Raw genomic sequence first — 18405 nt, forward strand, 5'->3', positions numbered from 1 at the left:
TGTCGCACAATCTTTGTGCGGTATTGCCCTTAATAGTAATAGTATACCAGTTCTATGCGTTTTTGTCAAATGGGCGGAAGTTTGACAAAAATGTAAACTTCTCAAAATCCCTCTTGACATTTTCGGGGAATGTGCTAAAATAGTTCCAAGCTAAACAGTCTATCATTAAACTGTTTTCTGATAAACAATTCAGGAGGTGTAAGATGCGGCATTTAGGATTAGAGGTGCACCGGCTGGAAAAGCTGATGGCACGGCAGCGGGGGTACTCTGCGGCACATCAGGACGCAGACCGGCAGACCGGCATGCACGGGTATCTGCTTCGCTATCTGTACGAAAATCAGGAACGGGACGTGTTCCAGCGGGACATTGAAAAGGCGTTTTCCATTAGCCGTTCCTCGGTGACGGTAACGCTGCAACTGATGGAGAAAAACGGGCTGATCCGGCGGGAGAGCGTGGCACAGGACGCACGGCTCAAGCGAATCGTGCTGACACAGAAAGCCAGGGATCTGCACCGGCAGATCGAAGCGGACATTCTGGCGTTTGAATCAAATCTTGCCCGTGGAATCTCAGAGGAGGAGCAGGAAGTCTTTCTCCGCGTGGCAAAGAAAATGCAGGAAAATCTGCGGGAAGACCTTGCAAAGCAGGGCATTTCTATCTGTAAAGGAGGAGATTGCGAATGATTCGAAAATTGATGCAGTCGATTCGGGAATTCAAACTGTTTTCCCTGCTGTCACCGCTGTTTGTGGTGCTGGAAGTCGTCATGGAAGTGGTGATTCCCATTCTCATGGCGAAGCTGATCGACGACGGCATTGACGGCAGCGGCGGCATGGACGCGGTGATGCACTATGGCTGGATCTTGCTGGTGTGCTGTGTGCTCTCCCTGATTTTCGGGGCACTGGCGGGGCATTTTGCGGCATTTGCCTCTGCCGGTTTTGCACGGAATCTGCGGCACGATATGTTCTACCGCGTACAGGGCTACTCGTTTTCCAATATCGATAAGTTTTCAGCCGCCAGCCTTGTCACCCGTATGACCACAGACGTGACCAACGTGCAGAACGCCTATCAGATGTTAATTCGTGTGGCACTGCGTTCGCCGGTGATGCTGATCTTCTCCATGGCAATGGCGTTTCACCTGAGTGCGAAACTGGCTCTGATCTATCTGGCAGCCATTCCGGTGCTGGGTGTGGGGCTGTACTTCATTATGACACGGGTGCACCCCATTTTTGAACGGGTGTTCAAAACCTATGACAAGCTGAACAACGTGACACAGGAGAACCTGCACGGGATTCGCGTGGTGAAATCCTTTGTGCGGGAAGAACACGAGATCCAGAAGTTTTCCGGCATTTCGGAGAACATTTATCAGGACTTTTCCAGGGCAGAAAAGCGGCTGGCATTTAACATGCCGCTGATGCAGTTCTGCATGTACGTCTGTCTGATTCTGGTATCGTGGTTCGGTGCCAGAATGATCGTCAGCCGGACACTGACCACTGGCGAACTGATGAGCCTGATGACCTATGCCATTCAGATTCTGTCCAGCCTGATGATGCTGTCTATGGTGTTCGTTATGATCACCATGTCCCGTGCCTCCTGCGAGCGTATTGTGGAAGTGCTGGACGAGGAGAGTGACATTACCAGTCCGGCAGATGCCGTGACCGCGGTGCCGGACGGCAGCGTGGACTTCAACCATGTCAGCTTCAGCTACAGCAAGCGGGAAGATAAATGCTGTCTGGAAGACGTGGATCTGCACATTCCGGCTGGCATGACCGTAGGCATTCTGGGCGGAACCGGCAGTGCCAAGAGTTCGCTGGTGCAGCTGATTCCCCGTCTGTATGATGCCACAGTGGGCACAGTGCAGGTAGGCGGTATCGACGTTCGCCGGTATGACGTGGAAACGCTCCGGCAGGAAGTGGCAATGGTGCTGCAAAAGAACGTGCTGTTTTCCGGCACGATCAAGGAGAATCTCCGCTGGGGTGATCCTGATGCCACCGACGAGGAAATGGAACGTGTCTGCCGGCTTGCCCATGCAGACGAATTTATCCAGACCTTTCCGGAGGGGTACGACACCTATATTGAACAGGGCGGTTCCAATGTTTCCGGCGGACAGAAACAGCGGCTTTGCATTGCACGGGCACTGCTGAAAAAGCCGAAGATCCTGATTCTGGACGACTCCACCAGTGCCGTGGACACCCACACGGACGCTTGTATCCGGCAGGCACTGCGGGACGAAATCCCCGATACCACTAAGATTATCATTGCCCAGCGTGTTACTTCTCTGATGGACGCGGACCAGATCATTGTGCTGGACGAGGGCAGGATGGACGGTATCGGTACCCATGAGGAGCTCCTGAAAAATAACGCCATTTATCGGGAAGTATATGAATCACAGCAGAAAGGAAGTGTGCCGCAATGAGTGAAAGACGACAGGGACCGCCGCCCCGCGGTGTGATGGTGCCGGGAGCAGCTAAGGGTGCCGGAAAAAGCTTCGTCCGGCTGCTCTCGTATATGAAACGGTACTGGATGCAGCTGATACTGGTGTTTGTCTGCATTCTGGTCAGTGCTGTGGCAGGCGTGGCAGGTTCTACGTTTCTGCAAACGCTGATCGATGACTATATTTCTCCCATGCTGCTGAACGGCAGCCGTGACTTTTCCGGACTGGCAGGGGCACTGGCAAAGCTGGGCGTGCTGTATGCCGCCGGCATTCTGGGTACGCTGTTCTATAACCGGCTCATGGTCGTTGTGGCACAGGGCATTCTGAAAACCATTCGGGACGAGATGTTCTCCCATATGCAGACGCTGCCCATTCGCTTTTTCGACACCCACGCCAGCGGCGATGTAATGAGCCTGTACACCAATGATACCGATACGCTCCGGCAGATGCTGGCACAGAGTATCCCGCAGATCTTTTCTTCGATCGTCACAGTCATTGCAGTGTTCGTGGCAATGGTGCGGCTGAGTATCTGGCTGACGCTGTTTGTGCTGGCGTTTGTGGCATTGATGATGCTTGTTACCAAGTTTGTAGGCGGCAAAAGCGGTGCTTTCTTTGTGAAGCAGCAGAACTCCATTGGTGCGGTAAACGGCTATATCGAGGAAATGATTCACGGACAGAAAGTCATCAAGGTGTTCTGCCACGAGGAACAGACCAAGGCGGACTTCGACAAGCACAACGACGAATTGTTCCAGAACGCCGCATGGGCGAACAGCTTCGCCAATATCCTTATGCCGATCATGAACAATCTGGGCTATGTCCAGTATGTGCTGCTGGCAATGCTGGGCGGTGCACTGGCGTTCCACGGCGTAGGCGGTCTGACACTGGGTGCAATTGCCGCGTTCCTGCAATTGAGCCGCAGCTTCACCATGCCGATCAGCCAGATCTCCCAGCAGGCCAGTGCGATCGTCATGGCACTGGCAGGAGCAGGACGCATCTTCGAACTGCTGGACGAGGAGCCGGAAACCGATGAGGGCTATGCCACGCTGGTCAATGCCGAGGAGCAGGACGGCGTGCTGACAGAAACCGACCACCGCACCGGCGTGTGGGCGTGGAAGCACCCTCACGGGGACGGCACGGTCACCTATACCCGTATGGCAGGGGACGTGCAGTTCTTTGACGTGGACTTCGGTTATGTGCCGGAAAAAATCGTGCTGCATGATGTGAGCCTGTACGCCAAGCCCGGCGAAAAGGTGGCGTTTGTCGGGGCAACCGGTGCCGGAAAGACCACGATCACGAACCTGATCAACCGGTTCTACGATCTGGCAGACGGCAAGATTCGCTACGACGGCATCAACATCAACAAAATCAAAAAGGCAGACCTGCGGCGTTCGCTGGGTATCGTATTGCAGGACGTAAATCTGTTTACCGGTACGGTCATGGACAATATCCGGTACGGCAGACTGGACGCGACAGATGAAGAATGCATCGCGGCGGCAAAGCGTGCCAACGCCCATCACTTTATCATGCTGCTGCCGGACGGCTATCAGACGGTATTGTCCGGTGACGGCTCCGGCTTGTCACAGGGACAGCGGCAGCTGCTCTCCATTGCCAGAGCCGCCGTTGCAGACCCGCCGGTCATGATTCTGGACGAGGCGACATCTTCCATTGACACCCGCACGGAACGCATTGTACAGGCAGGTATGGATGCTCTGATGCACGGCAGAACCGTGTTTGTTATCGCCCACCGGCTGTCTACCATTCAGAATTCCGATGTGATCATGGTATTGGATCACGGTAGAATTATCGAACGGGGCAGTCATGAAAAACTCATGGCGGAAAAGGGCAGATACTACTTGCTGTACACGGGCATGCAGCAAAATGCGTAAGGCAATACCGCACAATCTTTGTGCGATATTGCCCTAAAACTTCTCAATCAAGAAAAACCGGACTGTGTGGTGCAGTCCGGTTTTTTTGTTGTTTCCTTAAAGTGTGTCCGGTGTCGTTATTCCGCTGTATCAGCTGCCGGCAGGTCGGACGCGTTGCCGCTGACTTCTACCTCTACTTCGCCGTCGGCAACATCGCCGTCAGCCTGAATCTCTACAGAATTGCTGTTCTCCTGATAGGTGTATTCGTTGCCGTTTTCGTCTTTGATTTTGTAGGTAAGCTGGCTGTCGTCCTGGCTGACCAGTTCCACATCATAGTCCTGCTTCTCGCCGTTGAGGTAAATGGAAAGCTTCGAGAACAGTTCTCCGCCGGTGGCGGCATTTGCGGTAATCAGGGACACGGCTCCCACAGCCACGGCAGCGGCGGCAAAGATCAGAGGGCGGATACGGTGGAATGTCATTTTCGGTTTCATAGCGATTTCCTCACTTTCTACAGGTTCGTCCAGCTTTTGCAGCACACGCTTTTGTACGCGTTCGGCACGCTGGGGGTCTTCGTCAGGCTGGAATGGCGGTAAGTCTTTCAGCCAGTTGGTTTCATTCGACATGGTCAAAACCCCTTTCTGTCATCAGCTTCCGGAGTTTCCCTCTGCTGCGGTGCAGCCGGAGCCGTACCGCGGCATCTGTCATGTGATATGCCTTTGCAAGTGCAGAGGTTTTTTCTCCATAGAAATAAAACCGTATCATCAGAGAACGATCCGGTTCGCACAGGCTGTCCAGTGCACGGAGAAGACAGGCGATCATCTCCACCATTTCTGCATCGCCGCAGAGATCTTTGGCATCGGACAGTGTGAGATCTTCGTAGGACTGCCGCACCGGCGGCTGTTTTCCCAGCATGCGAAAGCGGTTTTTCACACCATTTCGTGCGATCGCCGCCAGATACGGGGCAAGTTCGCTGCCGTCCCGCAGACGGTTCCGGTTGTTCCACAGCCGCAGGAACACATCTGCTGTCAGTTCCTCCAAGTCCTCCTGCGGCAGGGTGCCGTGGGAAAAGTTTCGGAGAATGGTATAGACATAGCCGGTGTATTTTCTGATGATCTCGCAGAGTGCGGTTTCGTCGTCCTGTTTCAGGCGGCGAATCCAATCGGTTTCCATGTTATCACCTCGTTTTTGAACGTTCACTGATATATACACCGGTTTTCAGAAAATGTTTCAGGTGTGCAGAAAATAATAAAGACAGCACCAGATCTGGTACTGTCTCTTTATTCAGTGTTTCCGTAAATGATAAATGTTCTCTTAACCGTTCCGGCGGGTCGCTGCATCGTCAAACTGGCGGATTCGCAGGTGGATCCCTAGTCGGTCTGCCAGCTGCTGTGCAGCTTCCAGTTCCGGCTTCGGCAGAATGTCCACCACGCTGAACATCACCTGCGGCACGTACTGCTTGCAGTCCAGTGCGAACTGCTGCATTGCCGGATAGGCTGCCGCACCGTATTTCGGACGTGTGACTTTCAGGTATTCCGCTTCTGTGCCGGCGTTCAGGCTGACGGATACAATGTCCACCAGTCCTTTCAGGTCTGCTGCTGTCTTTCTGCCGTGGATCAGGTCAGACAGTCCGTTGGTGTTGATGCGAATGGTCTTGACACCGCGGGCTTTCAGCAGCTTTGCGGTTTCGCACAGGGTTTCCAGCCGTTCGGTAGGTTCGCCGAAGCCGCAGAATACCACTTCCTGATAATGGGACAAATCCTCTTTGTCCAGTGCTGCCCGAATCTCCTCCATAGACGGTTCATGATCCAGCCACAGCGGGTCGGAACCGTATGCCCCGTCACACATGGTGCGGATACAAAACGTACAGGCACAGGGACAGCGGTTGGTAATATTCAGATAGAGATTTTTGCCTACTGCATAGGCGATGGTCATTGCTTTCTGCATGAAAAATCACTCCTATTTATGATACTTGGTTCCGGATAAGATCTGATAGCTCCGATAGATTTGTTCCAGCAGCATCACTCGTGCCAGCTGGTGGGGGAACGTCATGGCGGACATGGACAGCCGCAAATTTGCCCGCTGCTTCACCGCATCAGCCAGTCCGTAGGAACTGCCGATCAGAAATGTGACGGCACCGTTCTCGCCGCCCTGTGCCGCCTGTTCCAGCTTCTTCGCCAGTCCGGTGCTGTCCAGCTGTTTGCCCTCGATGCACATGGCAATGCAAAAGCCCTTGGCACGTTTCAGCAGTTCTGCTCCCTCTTTTTCCAGAGCCGCCGCAATTTCCTTTTCCGAGGGGTTCTGGGGTAGGGAAACCGGCTCCAGTTCTGTCACCTGCAACTGGCAGAAACGGGACAGCCGCTTTTCGTATTCTTTGCAGGCTTCCCGCAGGTAGCTTTCCTTGCACTTTCCCAGTGCTATGATTTGTATCGTCTGCATCAGAAGATCACCGCCTGTTTCAATCCTTCCGGCGAGGACACCTGCAACAGGAAGTCCTGATTTCGCCGCATGCCCTGTTCCTGCAAATGCTCCAGCACCGTCTGCTGTGCCAGCGGCATGGTGTTGTTATTTTCGCTGAGATGCCCCAGAATCAGTCGTGTGGTGCCATGTGCAATGAGAGCCTCTGCCATACCGGCACTGTCCCCGTTGGAGAGATGCCCGTACTTTCCGCGAATGCGTTCCTGTAGCATTTCCGGATAGGGACCGTTTCGCAGCATGTTCGGATCGTAGTTTGCCTCCAGAAGCACCAGATCGGCTCCGTATACGCCCTTTTTCACTTCCGGTGTCACACAGCCCAGATCAGTGCACACGGCACAGGTCTGCCCGTCTGACAGTTCAAAGCGATAGCCGCAGCTGCCGGGGGAGTCGTGCATGGTGGCAAACGCAGTTACGGCTACGGTGTCGGTATGTATGGTTTCCGCAGGAAGAATCTCCCGCAGGTCGGCGTTCTGGGGAAATTTGTCCAGCACCCGCAGCTGTGCCAGCGTTTCTGCCGTTCCGTAAACCGGTACGGGGTGCTGGTTCAGAAATACCCGCAGCCCCTTGATGTGGTCGGTGTGGGTGTGGGTGATACAGATTCCCTGCACGGCTTCGGCAGAGAGCCCGTGAGCCTCCAGCGACTGCACCAGTTTACGGCAAGTGGCTCCGGCATCGACCAGCATGCCGCCGGCAGGGCTGCCGATAAAGGAGGCGTTGCCCTTACTGGAACTGAACAGAGAATAAAATTTCGACAAGATCAGATCTCCTCTTTTCCACAAGAAAAGCCGCCAACGAAGCTGACGGCTTTTTGCATTTGAATGATGTTTTGGCTTAGAGTGCTTCTTTCAGCTTCGCTGGTATTGCCGGATCGGAAACCTTCTGAATATCTGCACCGATCTGCCGCAGCTTTGCGTCCAGATTGGCGTATCCGCGTTCGATGTGATAGATGTCCTCGATCTCGGTCACGCCGTGTGCAGCCAGTCCTGCCACGATCAGGGCAGCTCCTGCACGGAGATCACAGGCTTTCACCGGTGCTCCGGTAAGCTTACCGGTACCCTCTACTACGGCAACCTTGCCGTCCACGGAAATATCTGCACCCATGCGGCGGAGTTCGTCCACATAGCGGAACCGCTGTTCCCAGACACCTTCGGTGATGATGCTGGTACCCTCTGCCAGTGTCAGCAGGGTGGTGATCTGCGGCTGCATATCTGTGGGGAAGCCGGGATGCGGCATGGTCTTGACGTTGGTACGCACCAGCGGACCGTCTACCCATACCCGAACACTGTCGTCAAATTCCTCGATATTGACACCGATCTTCCGCATTTTGCTGGTGATCGGCTCCAGATGCTTCGGAATGACATTGGTCACCAGTACGTCGCCCTTGGTGGCAGCGGCAGCGATCATAAACGTGCCCGCTTCGATCTGATCCGGAATGACGGAATACACTGCACCGTGCAGTCGTTCTACGCCGCGGATCTTGATGACATCGGTACCTGCACCCATGATCTCTGCACCCATGGAGTTCAGGAAGTTTGCCAGATCGACGATGTGCGGTTCCTTGGCGGCGTTTTCAATGACAGTCAGACCCTTGGCACGGACTGCTGCCAGCATGGCATTCATCGTGGCACCAACGGAAACCACATCTAAGTAGATCTGATTGCCTGTCAGTTGGTCTGCCACCAGATCTACCATGCCGTGTTCAATATTGCACTTGGCACCCAGTGCCGCAAATGCTTTCAGATGCTGGTCAATGGGGCGGTCGCCCAACGGACAGCCGCCGGGCATGGAAACTCTCGCCTTGCCATAGCGTCCCAGCAGTGCACCCAGAAAATAATACGATGCACGCATTTTTCGTGCACTCTCATAGGGTACACAATAATTGGTCAGACCTGCCGCTGAAATGCGGACGGTGGTCTTGGTCAGATACTCTACGGTTGCACCCATTTCGCTCATGATCTGCAGGCTGATGGATACATCACTGATGTCCGGAACATTTTCCAGAACACAAGGCTCATCAGAGAGCAGCACGGCAGGGATCAGTGCGACTGCTGCATTCTTTGCTCCGCTGACTTCTATTTCGCCGGTGAGCCGATGCCCACCGTGAATGACAAATTTATCCAATTTCGTCTCTCCTTTTTTCTGTGCCACCCAATTGTCCATTGCTGTGATGACATCGGGAAAGGAACCGGTATCACCCAGATACGGCGGCACATCAGGGACATTCCCGCAGCAGCTTGTCGCAGGTCGTCCCCGTTCCACGATTTCGTGCGGCACGTGTCATTGGCATGCAGGCATGCCGCACTGTTTCCGGCAGTGAAAACTGCTGCCGGTTGACTTCCATTTCCGGAGCGATTCTCCGGTGAGCATACAAACATAGTTTGCATGCTATCTTCTTCATTATACACGAATTCTGATACTTTGTAAAGTAAAAACCAAACTTTTTTCGCGTTATTTGGAAGTATCGACGGAAATATTCTCCCGTGTGAAAACTGGTTTGTATGGAATCCATAAGGGAAAATATGTATTTTTCAAAAACGAAAGATTTCCCGTCATTTTTTTGTGTTTTCGGCGGTGTCTGCAAATTCACCATAGGTGCCGATCTCAATGGTCTGGATGCGGATTTCATCTTCCGGCGGGGTGTAGCCGCCCTCCGTAGCGGCAGGCTGGGTCGCTGCTTCTGTGATCTTGTCAATGGTATCGAAGCTTTCGTCCCCGTAAGCCTGTGCAAAGACAGTCATCTGCTGGGAGTAGTTCGGCACGCCGCCGCGTTCCAGAAATGCATCGTTGATTTTTTCTGCATTTTCGGAAACCGACTGCAACTCCTCTTTGGTGGAATCATCGAAAACGATAGAATTGCACACTACAAAGCGGGTACCGCAGTAGGAGGTCATTCTGCCGGTGAAGCGGTCTAAAATGTTGCCCTCCTTGGAGGTCGTCGGCACGCAGAATGCCCCGCGGAACGGCCAGAGGTCGCCGCTGGTTTCCCGTTCTACTTTTTCATAGGTGCCGTCTGCATCGCTGTCCAGCGAGCCGTCTGCATTGGGGCTGCCTGCTTCGAAGTATACACCCTTTTCCACCGAGAACACATAGGTGTCGTCATAGTAGCCGGATTCTGCCAGTTCGGTGAACTGCTTTACATACGCCGGTGCCTGTTCCGGAAACAGTTCTGCCACGATCGTGCCGGCGGTGGTAGTGATCTTCATGGCAGGAGCGTCTGATTCCGGTTCGTCCAACTGGATCAGCTGCACCTTGCTCATGTCCACAAACGCCTTGCTCTGCTGCTCCAGATAGTTGGTGCAGGCGAACACGCCCATGCAGATCAGCGTCATCACAACCAGCAGAATAAAAATTCGGGTAATGGTCTTTTTATGGTTTTTGAGTGCCATAGCTTTCCTTTCCGGAGTGGATTCTCACGCAGTTACGCGTCGATCTTGGTGATTTCAGTGCCCTGTCTGGTTTCCCGTACTGCATAGCCCAGTGCAGCGATCTTGTCCCGCAGACGGTCTGCTTCGGCGAAGTCCTTTGCCTTGCGGGCAGCCTGCCGCTGTTCAACCAGTGCGGTGACTTCTGCCGGAATTGTATCAGCCTGTTTCCGGTTGTACAGCAAGCCCATGACACCAGTCAGCTCGTCAAACAGCTTTGCACCGGCTTCCAGCTGCTCCTTGGAGGTGGAAGCATCTGCACTCATGCGGTTCAGGTCGCGTACCAGTTCAAAGATCGCAGTCATGCCGTCTGCGGTGTTGAGGTCGTCGTCCATTGCAGTGATGAACTGTTCTTTCCGCTTGGCGAAAGTTTTCGTTGCTTCAGCGGAGATCTCGCCGGACTTTGCCGCAGCAATGGCACGATCCAGTGTGTCGCGGCAGACATAGAGCCGTTCCAGAGATGCCTTGCAGGCGTCCAGCAGTTCCTTGCAGTAGTTGATGGGGCTGCGGTAGTGTGCCTGCACCATCATGTAGCGAATGACTTCATAGCCGTACTGCTCTGCCACTTCCCGCACGGTGAAGAAATTGCCCAGCGACTTGGACATTTTCTTGTTGTCGATGTTGATATAGCCGTTGTGCATCCAGTAGTGGGCAAATGGCTTGCCGTTGGCAGCTTCACTCTGTGCGATTTCGTTTTCATGGTGGGGAAAGATCAGATCCTGACCGCCGCAGTGGAGGTCAAAGGTTTCACCCAGATAATGGCAGGACATGGCAGAGCACTCAATGTGCCAGCCCGGTCTGCCCTTGCCCCACGGCGATTCCCAGTAGGGTTCGCCCGGCTTGGCAGCTTTCCACACGGCGAAATCCAGCGGTTCTTCCTTGCCGTCGTTGATGTCGATGCGGGCACCAGCCTGCAATTCTTCAATAGGCTGACCGGACAGCTTGCCATATTCCGGAAAAGAGGAAGTGCGGAAGTAAACATCTCCGTTGGCAGCGGCATAGGCATGACCGGAGTCTACCAGCTTTTTTACAATGTCGATGATGAGATCCATGCAGCTGGTGACGGTGGGGTGTACATCAGCGTCCATGACGTTCAGCCCGTGGGCATCGGTCTTGTACTCGGCAATATACCGCTTGGCAATTTCTGCCGCAGTGGTGCCTTCTTCGTTTGCCTTTTTGATGATCTTGTCGTCTACATCGGTGAAGTTCTGCACATAGGTGACCGTGTAGCCGCGGTACTTCAGATACCGCCGCAGCACATCGAATGCACAGATCGGGCGGGCATTGCCGATGTGGATATAGTTGTAGACGGTAGGACCGCAGGCATAGATGCCCATGTGCCCTGCTGTCATGGGGACGAGTTCTTCTTTTTTTCGTGTCAGCGTGTTATAGATCTGCATGACCGTTCTGCTCCTTTATACTATTATATAATATATGCACATTATGTAGGAACGGCAGTGCCGTTCCGGTTTGGCTTATCCAAACAAAAATTGTTGAAAATCTCCCATAGACGGGAAAATTTTTGCCGCAAGCTGTTCCATTTCCGGTGTGGGCGGCAGCAGGTCGGGAATCATGATCGCCTGCATGCCGGCTGCGGCGGCGGAGCGAATCCCGTTGTAGGAATCCTCCACCGCATAAGCCTCTGCCGGCAGTACGCCCAGTTCCCGACAGGCAGTCTGGTAAATCTCCGGATTCGGCTTGCTGTGCTGCACCATGTCGCCGCCGATGATTTGATCGAACATCTGTTCCAAGCCGAAATGCCGCATCTCTTTCCGAACTATCACTGCCCGTGTGGAGGAGGCAATGCCGGTTTTCCAGCCGTGGGCACGGAGTGCCGTCAGCATTTCCCGCACACCGGATTTCAGTTCCAGCCTGCCGGCTTCCACGTTCTCCCAGTACTTTGCGGACATCTCCGCCTTGTATGTGTCGTAGGGAAAATCGGCTCCGTATTTCTCCAGAAACATCTGTCGGGCCATGTCGGCATTGCTGCCCAGACACCGGTGGCAGATCTCCTGTATTTCCGGAATTCCGTGGAGTTTCGCCGTCTGTTCCCAGCACTGAAGCACCAACGCTTCGGAGTCAAACAGCACGCCGTCCATATCAAATACCACACACTGCATGGATCATTCCTCCGTTTTCTCCGTCTGTTCCTGTTTTTCCAGCTTAGACATCTCCGTCCGCAGACAGGTCACTGCGGATTTCAGCATGGTGATGTCCTCCATGGTCAGATCCGGAATGTGGATCTGATCCAGATCCTGCTGCTGAACTTTTTGTCCTGCCATGCGGGCGATTCTCGCCGGAACGCCTACGGCGGTACAGTTATCAGGAATGTCTTTCAGGACAACGGCGTTGGCAGCCACCTTGACATTGTTGCCGATGTTGATCGGCCCCAGCACCTTGGCACCTGCACCCACCATGACGTTGTCGCCCAGTGTGGGGTGCCGTTTGCCCTTGTCTTTGCCGGTGCCGCCCAGTGTGACACCCTGATACAGCAGACAGTTGTCACCGATCACGGTGGTTTCCCCGATCACGACACCCATGCCGTGGTCGATGAACAGCCCTTTTCCGATCTGTGCACCGGGGTGAATCTCGATGCCGGTCTTGTGCCGTGCCCGCTGGGATATGATGCGGGCAATGGTGAACCATTTATGCTGATAGAACCAGTGGGCACGCCGGTAGCTGCGGACTGCTTTCAGACCAGAATAGGTCAGCAGAATCTCCAGACTGCTGCGTGCGGCAGGGTCCTTCTCTTTGACAATGGCAATATCTTCCCGAAGCTGTCGAAACATCTTCCCATGTCACCTCCTAAAATTGTCGGTACTTGCAGGGGTAAAAAAACGCCTCTGCAAGTGCGTTTTTCATACACTTCCAGAGGCGGAAAAAATATTCCACGGTTCCACTCTGATTTCTCACTCAACGGGATTTTTCTATAGAGAAAATCCCTTGGAACTGGTTTTCTATTACGCAATTACGCAAAAAATCAGTTCCCATGCCGATAACGGGGCAGGCCGGACACGGATACTTCGGGCGATCTTACACAGAAACCGCCGTTCCCCATGCCAACGGGGAATACGAAAAATTCGGATTCCCGTCGCAGTTGCACTTCCCTCCGGTGCGGGACATTGTTTCACCGACCCAATGCTCTCTGCACACCGCTGCCGGAGATACTCTCACTGCTGCGTTGTTTTTATCATCTGCCTGTATGCACAAATCATACTGTGCAATAGGATTTCCTTATTATTATATGCGATTTCACTGGTTTTGTCAATGAATTTTTTGTTGCAGAAGGATTTTCTCTGTGTGGATTACTTCGCCAGTACCTCGCTCCACGACTTGTCAAGTCCTGCCCCGTGGAGTGCCACGTAGTACAGCAGGTAGTAGATGTCGGTAGAATCCACTGCCCCGTTGCAGTCTATGTCTGCGGCAGCGATCTGCTGTATTTCCAGCCCGCTGTCATTGCCTACCGCAATATTTGCCACGTGGAACAGGGCATAGTAGATGTCCGTGGAATCAATGCTGCCGCTGTTGTCCACATCACCCAGCAGGGTGTCAGGATTGTTCAGGTCAGCAAAGGCGATGCTGTATTTTTCGGCGTATCTCTGGGCAGTGGAGTCGGCATATCCCCGAATGGTCAGCCCGCTGCATTCTCGGAATATAGATTCTCCCATGCTGGTCACACTTGCGGGGACGGTGATGCGGGTTAGATTGGAGCAGGAAGCAAACGCCCAGTTTTCTATTTTTGTCAGGCTGTCCGGCAGACACAGACCGGTCAGTCCGGTGCATGCGGCAAAGGCGTTGCTTTTGATCGTGGTCACGCCTTGGGGAATGGTGAGCGTGGTCAGGCTGGAGCACTGATAGAAAGATGCCACTTCAATGGTGGTAATACTTTTCGGCAGTACGACACGGAGCAGCCCCTTGCAGCCGGAAAAGGCAGAGGAACCAATGCGTGTCACGCTGTCGGGTATGGTGACGCTGGTCATTTGTGTAGAGCAGGCGGTTGCGAGTCCCAAGTCGGAAGAAAAGGCATAGTTGGCAATACTGGTCACCCCGTCAGGTATGACAACATCTCCGGTGCAGGTCTGTCCGTCGATAACAATATGATTGACAATTACCAGTGGATTTTCCGCCTGTCGTGCTTTCAGCCACGGGGTATAGGAAAACGCCTCTTTGCCAATATAGGTGATGCTTTCCGGAATGGTAATATCAGTCAGATTAGAACACCGCCGAAAGGCTGCATTTTCGATACTGGTTACAGGGCAGCCGTCGATCTCCGCCGGAATTTCCACAGCAGTTACCGTTTTGTCGCAGTCGGTAATGGTGATTTCTCCGCTGCTGTTGACAGAATAGGTCAAATCTTCATAAGTGCCGGAAGCTGCACTTGCCGACAACACCGGTTCAGCAGTTTGCAGCAGGTTTTGGAATCCGGATACTTGGGCAAAGCTCAGACAACATGCACTGGCAGCCGTTGCTGCCAGAACTTTTTTCCATAATTTCATGTGTATTCTCCATTTCTTTTTGCGTTTTAGGACACTGCATATTGACGTTTTGCAGTGTTCTCATTATAGCATGAAGCAAAAGGAAAGTCAATGGATTCCGCAGTGCTGTCCATACAAAAAACCGGCTCCTGTATCTACAGAAACCGGTTTCGGAAATATTGTGGTTTGTTAGCACTGTCCCTGCGGCGGCAGTGTTCCGCCGGACGGGGCAGCTTTCTCCGTGGCATCATTTCGCCATGCAATCAGACCGATTGCAATTGCCGCAGGAATTACCACCAGCAGGGTAGCAGTGATGAAGTTCAGCGGGATCCAGCCGAGGAGATAGTCCCCACCGAACGTGGAAAAGCTGTTGACAGCAAAGTGCATCAGCATGGAGAATACCACTGAGCGATAGCGGTGAGCGACCCAGCCCAGCACCAGTCCGCCGAAGAATGCATACACGCCCTGTACCCAGTTCATGTGTATCACGCCGAACAGAAACGCCTGCAGCAGATTGGCTGCCCAGAACCGCCCGAATGCTTTTTCCGCATATTTCATGGTCAGTCCGCGGAAAACCAGTTCCTCTCCAATGGGAGCAAGGCAGACAGTGGCAAAGATGACCAGACCATTGGTGCCGATGCCGGAACGCTCCATCATTTCGTAGGTGTCCTCGACCATTTGCGGGAACAGCAGGCTTTCGATGCCGGAGGTGCCGCTGCTGAAAACAGACATGAGAATGCCCAGTCCCAGTGCCATGAGAATCGGCTCCGGTTTCAGCTTCTGTGTGGTTTCTCGTATGGCGGGGCGTGGTTTCCGGAAGCTGAACCGATACCAGAACGCAAAGACGATGGCTGCCAGCAGGTGCGACAGTGCCGTGGCGGTCGGAACGCTGCTATAGACGATGCTTTCATAATACGGCAGGACTGCCTGCATGTTGCCGTCAGTACGGCAGAGGGCAACGAAAATCATGAGGAAGATCATCACAAAAGAAGCAAAGATCTGTATGGCGAAAAAACTCAGCATTGGCAGCAGGGAAAAGAAAAAGTTTGCCACACGTCCTGCCCCCTGCTTGGGCGGCTGTGCCGGCGGGAAATAGGGCTGCTGCTGATAGGAGTAGCCGTTTTGTGGCTGTCTGTAAGGCTGCTGCTGGTAGGGGTAGCCGTTTTGTGGCTGCCCGTAAGGCTGCTGCTGGTAGGAGTAGCCGTTCTGTGGCTGTCCGTAAGGCTGCTGCTGATAGGGGTAGCCGTTTTGCGGCTGTCCATAAGGCTGCTGGTAGGGGTAGCCATTTTGCGGTGGTTGATTTGGTTGCTGCGGAGTGTTATTGTTTTGTGGTTGTGTCTGTGGATCCATGATGCGTCCTTTCTCTGTTGTGGTGGTTGTTTTTATTTGTATTGTAGCATATTCACAGCGGTTCGTCAAGGTAAAAACAAAAATGGAAATTTTTGAAAAGTAGATTGACTTTTTTAAGCATATGTGCTATAATAAAAATGCAGATGTTTTGCAATGGAATAGAAACGGAGGAATGAAAATGAAGTTATGGAAAAAAGTGCTCGCAGCAGTGACAGCCGGCATGCTCTGTCTGGGCTGTGCAGGCGTATCCGGCTTGCAGGGTGTGCTGGGAAGTGTCAGTGCGGTGCTGCCGGTGTGTGCAGCGGAAAATGATACTGCGTACACAGTGACAGTTCCGGTGGGAACAAGAACAACGCAGCTGACCTATACTGTCAATGCCGATGATACTGTAGAAATTACAGATTGTGAAAATGATGCGGCAGGGGACTTGGAAATTCCGGCAGAGATTGACGGGAAAACGGTGACGAGTATGGGATATTACAGTTTTAGCTATTGTGCGAATCTGACGAGTGTCATCATTCCGAATGGTGTAGCAAATATCGGAGATAATGCTTTTGGTAATTGCGAAAAACTGGAAAACATTACAATTCCGAGTAGTGTGACGAACATTGGTGATAGAAGTTTCGCAGGTTGCGAGAATCTGACGAGTGTTATCATTCCGAATAGCGTAGAAAATATCGGATATAGTGCTTTTGATGGTTGTACGAGTTTGGCAGAGATTACAATTCCAAGCAGTGTGACCAGCATTGGCGGAAATGCTTTTCTGGATACGCCTTGGCTGGCTGCAAGACAGGAAGAAAATCCTCTGGTAATTGTAAACGGTATTTTGCTGGACGGAACGACTTGTACTGATGAAGAAATTGTCATACCGAATGATGTAACAAGTATTTGTGGTTTTGCTTTTTGGGAAAATCATATGACGAGCGTTGTGATTCCGGATAGTGTCACCAGTATTGGCAGTTATGCTTTTTCTGACTGTGGAAATTTAAAAAATATCACAATTCCGGATTCGGTTACATTTTTTGGAGAGTCAGTCTTTACGAATACTGCATGGGTAACGTATCGATATGATGAAAATCCGTTTGTGATCATCAACCATATTTTAGTTGATGTGGATTATAGCCAGTGTTCCGGCAAGGTGACGATTCCAGATGGGGTAACCAGCATCACGGAAGGTGCTTTTGCAAATTGTCAAATGACAGAAATTTCTATTCCGGATAGTGTGAACAGTATTGGCTCATCTGCGTTTTTTAACTGTGCGACTTTGAAAGAAATTGCGATTCCGGAGGGCGTAACCAGTATTGACGCAGTAACTTTTTATGGCTGTTATAGTTTGACCAGCATCTCTATTCCCAAAAGTGTAACCTTTATAGGAGAAACTGTTTTTTGCAATTGTATGAACTTGTCAGATGTTTACTATGCGGGAACGCCGGAACAGTGGAATGCAATTGCAATCACCGGCGGCAATTCCACTGATAATTATGACAATTACTTCTTAGTAACTGCTGCGATTCATTTTGCTGACGGCACTGTGACAAAGCCTGCCGATGTAGTTGCCGGCGACATTGACAAGAATGGTGATGTTGATTCCACCGACATCTACTATGTTTTGTACTATGTGGCAAACATTGCTGTAGGCAATGACGGTGAATTGAGTGCCAAGCAGATCGCTGCCGCAGATGTGGACGGCAATGGCACGGTAGATTCCACGGACATCTACTACATGCTCTATTACGTGGCACTTCACGGAGCCGGCATGCAGAAATCGTGGGAAGAAATTCTGGCAAAGTGATTCTTTTATAGCATATCCGCAATTAAAAACCCGACCTCTGCATACAGCTGCAGAAGTCGGGTTTTGTCTTACACTGTTTTGTATAGCACTGCCTTTATTCAGTGTTTCCTTTACTTCTCCGAAATGCCCTTTATCCACCGCAGGATCTCAGCCTCCGGTGTGACCAGACGGTCTTCGTTGAATCGAATATTCAGCCCTGCCTTTACCGTGGCTGTGGGGCAGGCTTCGGCAATGTCGGCAAATGTGTGCCCCAGCCAGCCGCCGTTCGTGGCAAATGGATAGATCACTTTGCCGGAAAAGTCACTGCTCTGGAGCAGTGTCCGCATTGCTGGTGCGTAGGTGTACCACCAGACCGGCGTGCCCAGTATCACAGTATCGTAATTTTTCAGGTCTGCGGAAACGGGTTTCAGCTTTGGCGTAAAACCGCTGTTGACTTCCCGCTGTCCCTGCTCGACCACGTCGTTGTAGCTGCCGGTGTAGGGTGTTGCAATTTCGATTTCGCAGAGGTCACCGCCGGTTTCTTGCTGTACCAGCTTGGCGATCTGGCGGGTGTTGCCGCCGTAGGAGTAAAGGCAATACCGCACAAAGAGCGTCTGGC

18 protein-coding genes are annotated in these 18405 nt (G+C 52.5%); 4 read left to right on the forward strand and 14 right to left on the reverse strand.

Annotated elements, in window-relative coordinates:
- The first annotated feature begins 203 nt into the window (after window positions 1-203).
- Genes RUMCAL_RS02330 through RUMCAL_RS02340 form a run of 3 tightly spaced genes read left to right on the forward strand, consistent with a single transcriptional unit; the run spans window position 204 to window position 4314 of the window.
- Window positions 204-680 (forward strand): MarR family winged helix-turn-helix transcriptional regulator, encoded by a 477-nt coding sequence (locus RUMCAL_RS02330; protein WP_021680851.1) that lies wholly within the window; start codon window positions 204-206, stop codon window positions 678-680.
- Window positions 677-2410, forward strand: coding sequence for an ABC transporter ATP-binding protein (locus RUMCAL_RS02335; RefSeq protein WP_021680852.1), 1734 nt, complete (start codon window positions 677-679; stop codon window positions 2408-2410). The genes RUMCAL_RS02330 and RUMCAL_RS02335 overlap by 4 nt, the downstream gene beginning before the upstream one ends.
- On the forward strand, window positions 2407-4314 hold the full coding sequence (locus RUMCAL_RS02340; RefSeq protein WP_021680853.1) for an ABC transporter ATP-binding protein: 1908 nt from the start codon (window positions 2407-2409) through the stop codon (window positions 4312-4314). Before RUMCAL_RS02335 ends, RUMCAL_RS02340 begins: the two co-directional genes overlap by 4 nt.
- Before the next feature lie 116 nt (window positions 4315-4430).
- On the opposite strand, the gene RUMCAL_RS02345 is transcribed toward RUMCAL_RS02340, so the two are convergent.
- From RUMCAL_RS02345 to RUMCAL_RS14315, 13 genes are all read right to left on the reverse strand, one after another.
- The gene (locus RUMCAL_RS02345; protein ID WP_021680854.1) at window positions 4431-4916 is read right to left on the reverse strand and encodes a hypothetical protein; all 486 of its coding nucleotides are present in this window, start codon (window positions 4914-4916) and stop codon (window positions 4431-4433) included.
- Window positions 4906-5463 (reverse strand): RNA polymerase sigma factor, encoded by a 558-nt coding sequence (locus tag RUMCAL_RS02350; RefSeq protein WP_021680855.1) that lies wholly within the window; start codon window positions 5461-5463, stop codon window positions 4906-4908. Before RUMCAL_RS02350 ends, RUMCAL_RS02345 begins: the two co-directional genes overlap by 11 nt.
- 141 nt (window positions 5464-5604) lie before the next feature.
- Window positions 5605-6237: a TIGR04100 family radical SAM protein gene (locus RUMCAL_RS02355; RefSeq protein ID WP_021680856.1), complete on the reverse strand. Its 633-nt coding sequence runs from the start codon at window positions 6235-6237 to the stop codon at window positions 5605-5607.
- 12 nt (window positions 6238-6249) lie between these two features.
- Entirely contained in the window at window positions 6250-6729 is a 480-nt protein-coding gene (rlmH, locus tag RUMCAL_RS02360) for a 23S rRNA (pseudouridine(1915)-N(3))-methyltransferase RlmH (protein ID WP_021680857.1), read from the reverse strand.
- On the reverse strand, window positions 6729-7523 hold the full coding sequence (locus RUMCAL_RS02365; protein WP_040646626.1) for an MBL fold metallo-hydrolase: 795 nt from the start codon (window positions 7521-7523) through the stop codon (window positions 6729-6731). Before RUMCAL_RS02365 ends, rlmH begins: the two co-directional genes overlap by 1 nt.
- A gap of 76 nt (window positions 7524-7599) precedes the next feature.
- The gene (locus RUMCAL_RS02370; RefSeq protein WP_040646633.1) at window positions 7600-8889 is read right to left on the reverse strand and encodes a UDP-N-acetylglucosamine 1-carboxyvinyltransferase; all 1290 of its coding nucleotides are present in this window, start codon (window positions 8887-8889) and stop codon (window positions 7600-7602) included.
- Window positions 8890-8980: 91 nt separating this feature from the next.
- Entirely contained in the window at window positions 8981-9166 is a 186-nt protein-coding gene (locus tag RUMCAL_RS15320) for a hypothetical protein (RefSeq protein WP_021680860.1), read from the reverse strand.
- Between the two features lie 151 nt (window positions 9167-9317).
- Window positions 9318-10154: a peptidylprolyl isomerase gene (locus RUMCAL_RS02375; RefSeq protein WP_021680861.1), complete on the reverse strand. Its 837-nt coding sequence runs from the start codon at window positions 10152-10154 to the stop codon at window positions 9318-9320.
- 32 nt (window positions 10155-10186) lie between these two features.
- Window positions 10187-11590: a cysteine--tRNA ligase gene (gene cysS / locus RUMCAL_RS02380; protein ID WP_021680862.1), complete on the reverse strand. Its 1404-nt coding sequence runs from the start codon at window positions 11588-11590 to the stop codon at window positions 10187-10189.
- 75 nt (window positions 11591-11665) lie between these two features.
- Complete coding sequence (locus RUMCAL_RS02385; protein ID WP_021680863.1) at window positions 11666-12310, reverse strand: HAD family hydrolase; 645 nt, start codon at window positions 12308-12310, stop codon at window positions 11666-11668.
- Window positions 12311-12313: 3 nt separating this feature from the next.
- On the reverse strand, window positions 12314-12979 hold the full coding sequence (epsC, locus tag RUMCAL_RS02390; RefSeq protein ID WP_021680864.1) for a serine O-acetyltransferase EpsC: 666 nt from the start codon (window positions 12977-12979) through the stop codon (window positions 12314-12316).
- Window positions 12980-13495: 516 nt separating this feature from the next.
- Window positions 13496-14686 carry a leucine-rich repeat protein gene (locus RUMCAL_RS02395; RefSeq protein ID WP_021680867.1) on the reverse strand — a complete coding sequence of 397 codons (1191 nt, stop codon included), beginning with the start codon at window positions 14684-14686 and terminating at the stop codon, window positions 13496-13498.
- A gap of 168 nt (window positions 14687-14854) precedes the next feature.
- Window positions 14855-16015 carry a CPBP family intramembrane glutamic endopeptidase gene (locus RUMCAL_RS14315; protein ID WP_021680869.1) on the reverse strand — a complete coding sequence of 387 codons (1161 nt, stop codon included), beginning with the start codon at window positions 16013-16015 and terminating at the stop codon, window positions 14855-14857.
- A 178-nt stretch (window positions 16016-16193) separates the two neighbouring features.
- On the opposite strand from RUMCAL_RS14315, the gene RUMCAL_RS02405 reads away from it, so the two are divergent.
- The gene (locus tag RUMCAL_RS02405; RefSeq protein WP_051343612.1) at window positions 16194-17807 is read left to right on the forward strand and encodes a leucine-rich repeat protein; all 1614 of its coding nucleotides are present in this window, start codon (window positions 16194-16196) and stop codon (window positions 17805-17807) included.
- A gap of 110 nt (window positions 17808-17917) precedes the next feature.
- On the opposite strand, the gene RUMCAL_RS02410 is transcribed toward RUMCAL_RS02405, so the two are convergent.
- Entirely contained in the window at window positions 17918-18391 is a 474-nt protein-coding gene (locus RUMCAL_RS02410; RefSeq protein WP_040646636.1) for a flavodoxin, read from the reverse strand.
- Window positions 18392-18405: the final 14 nt, after the last annotated feature.

Source organism: Ruminococcus callidus ATCC 27760 (assembly GCF_000468015.1).
Lineage (GTDB): Bacteria > Bacillota > Clostridia > Oscillospirales > Ruminococcaceae > Ruminococcus_C > Ruminococcus_C callidus.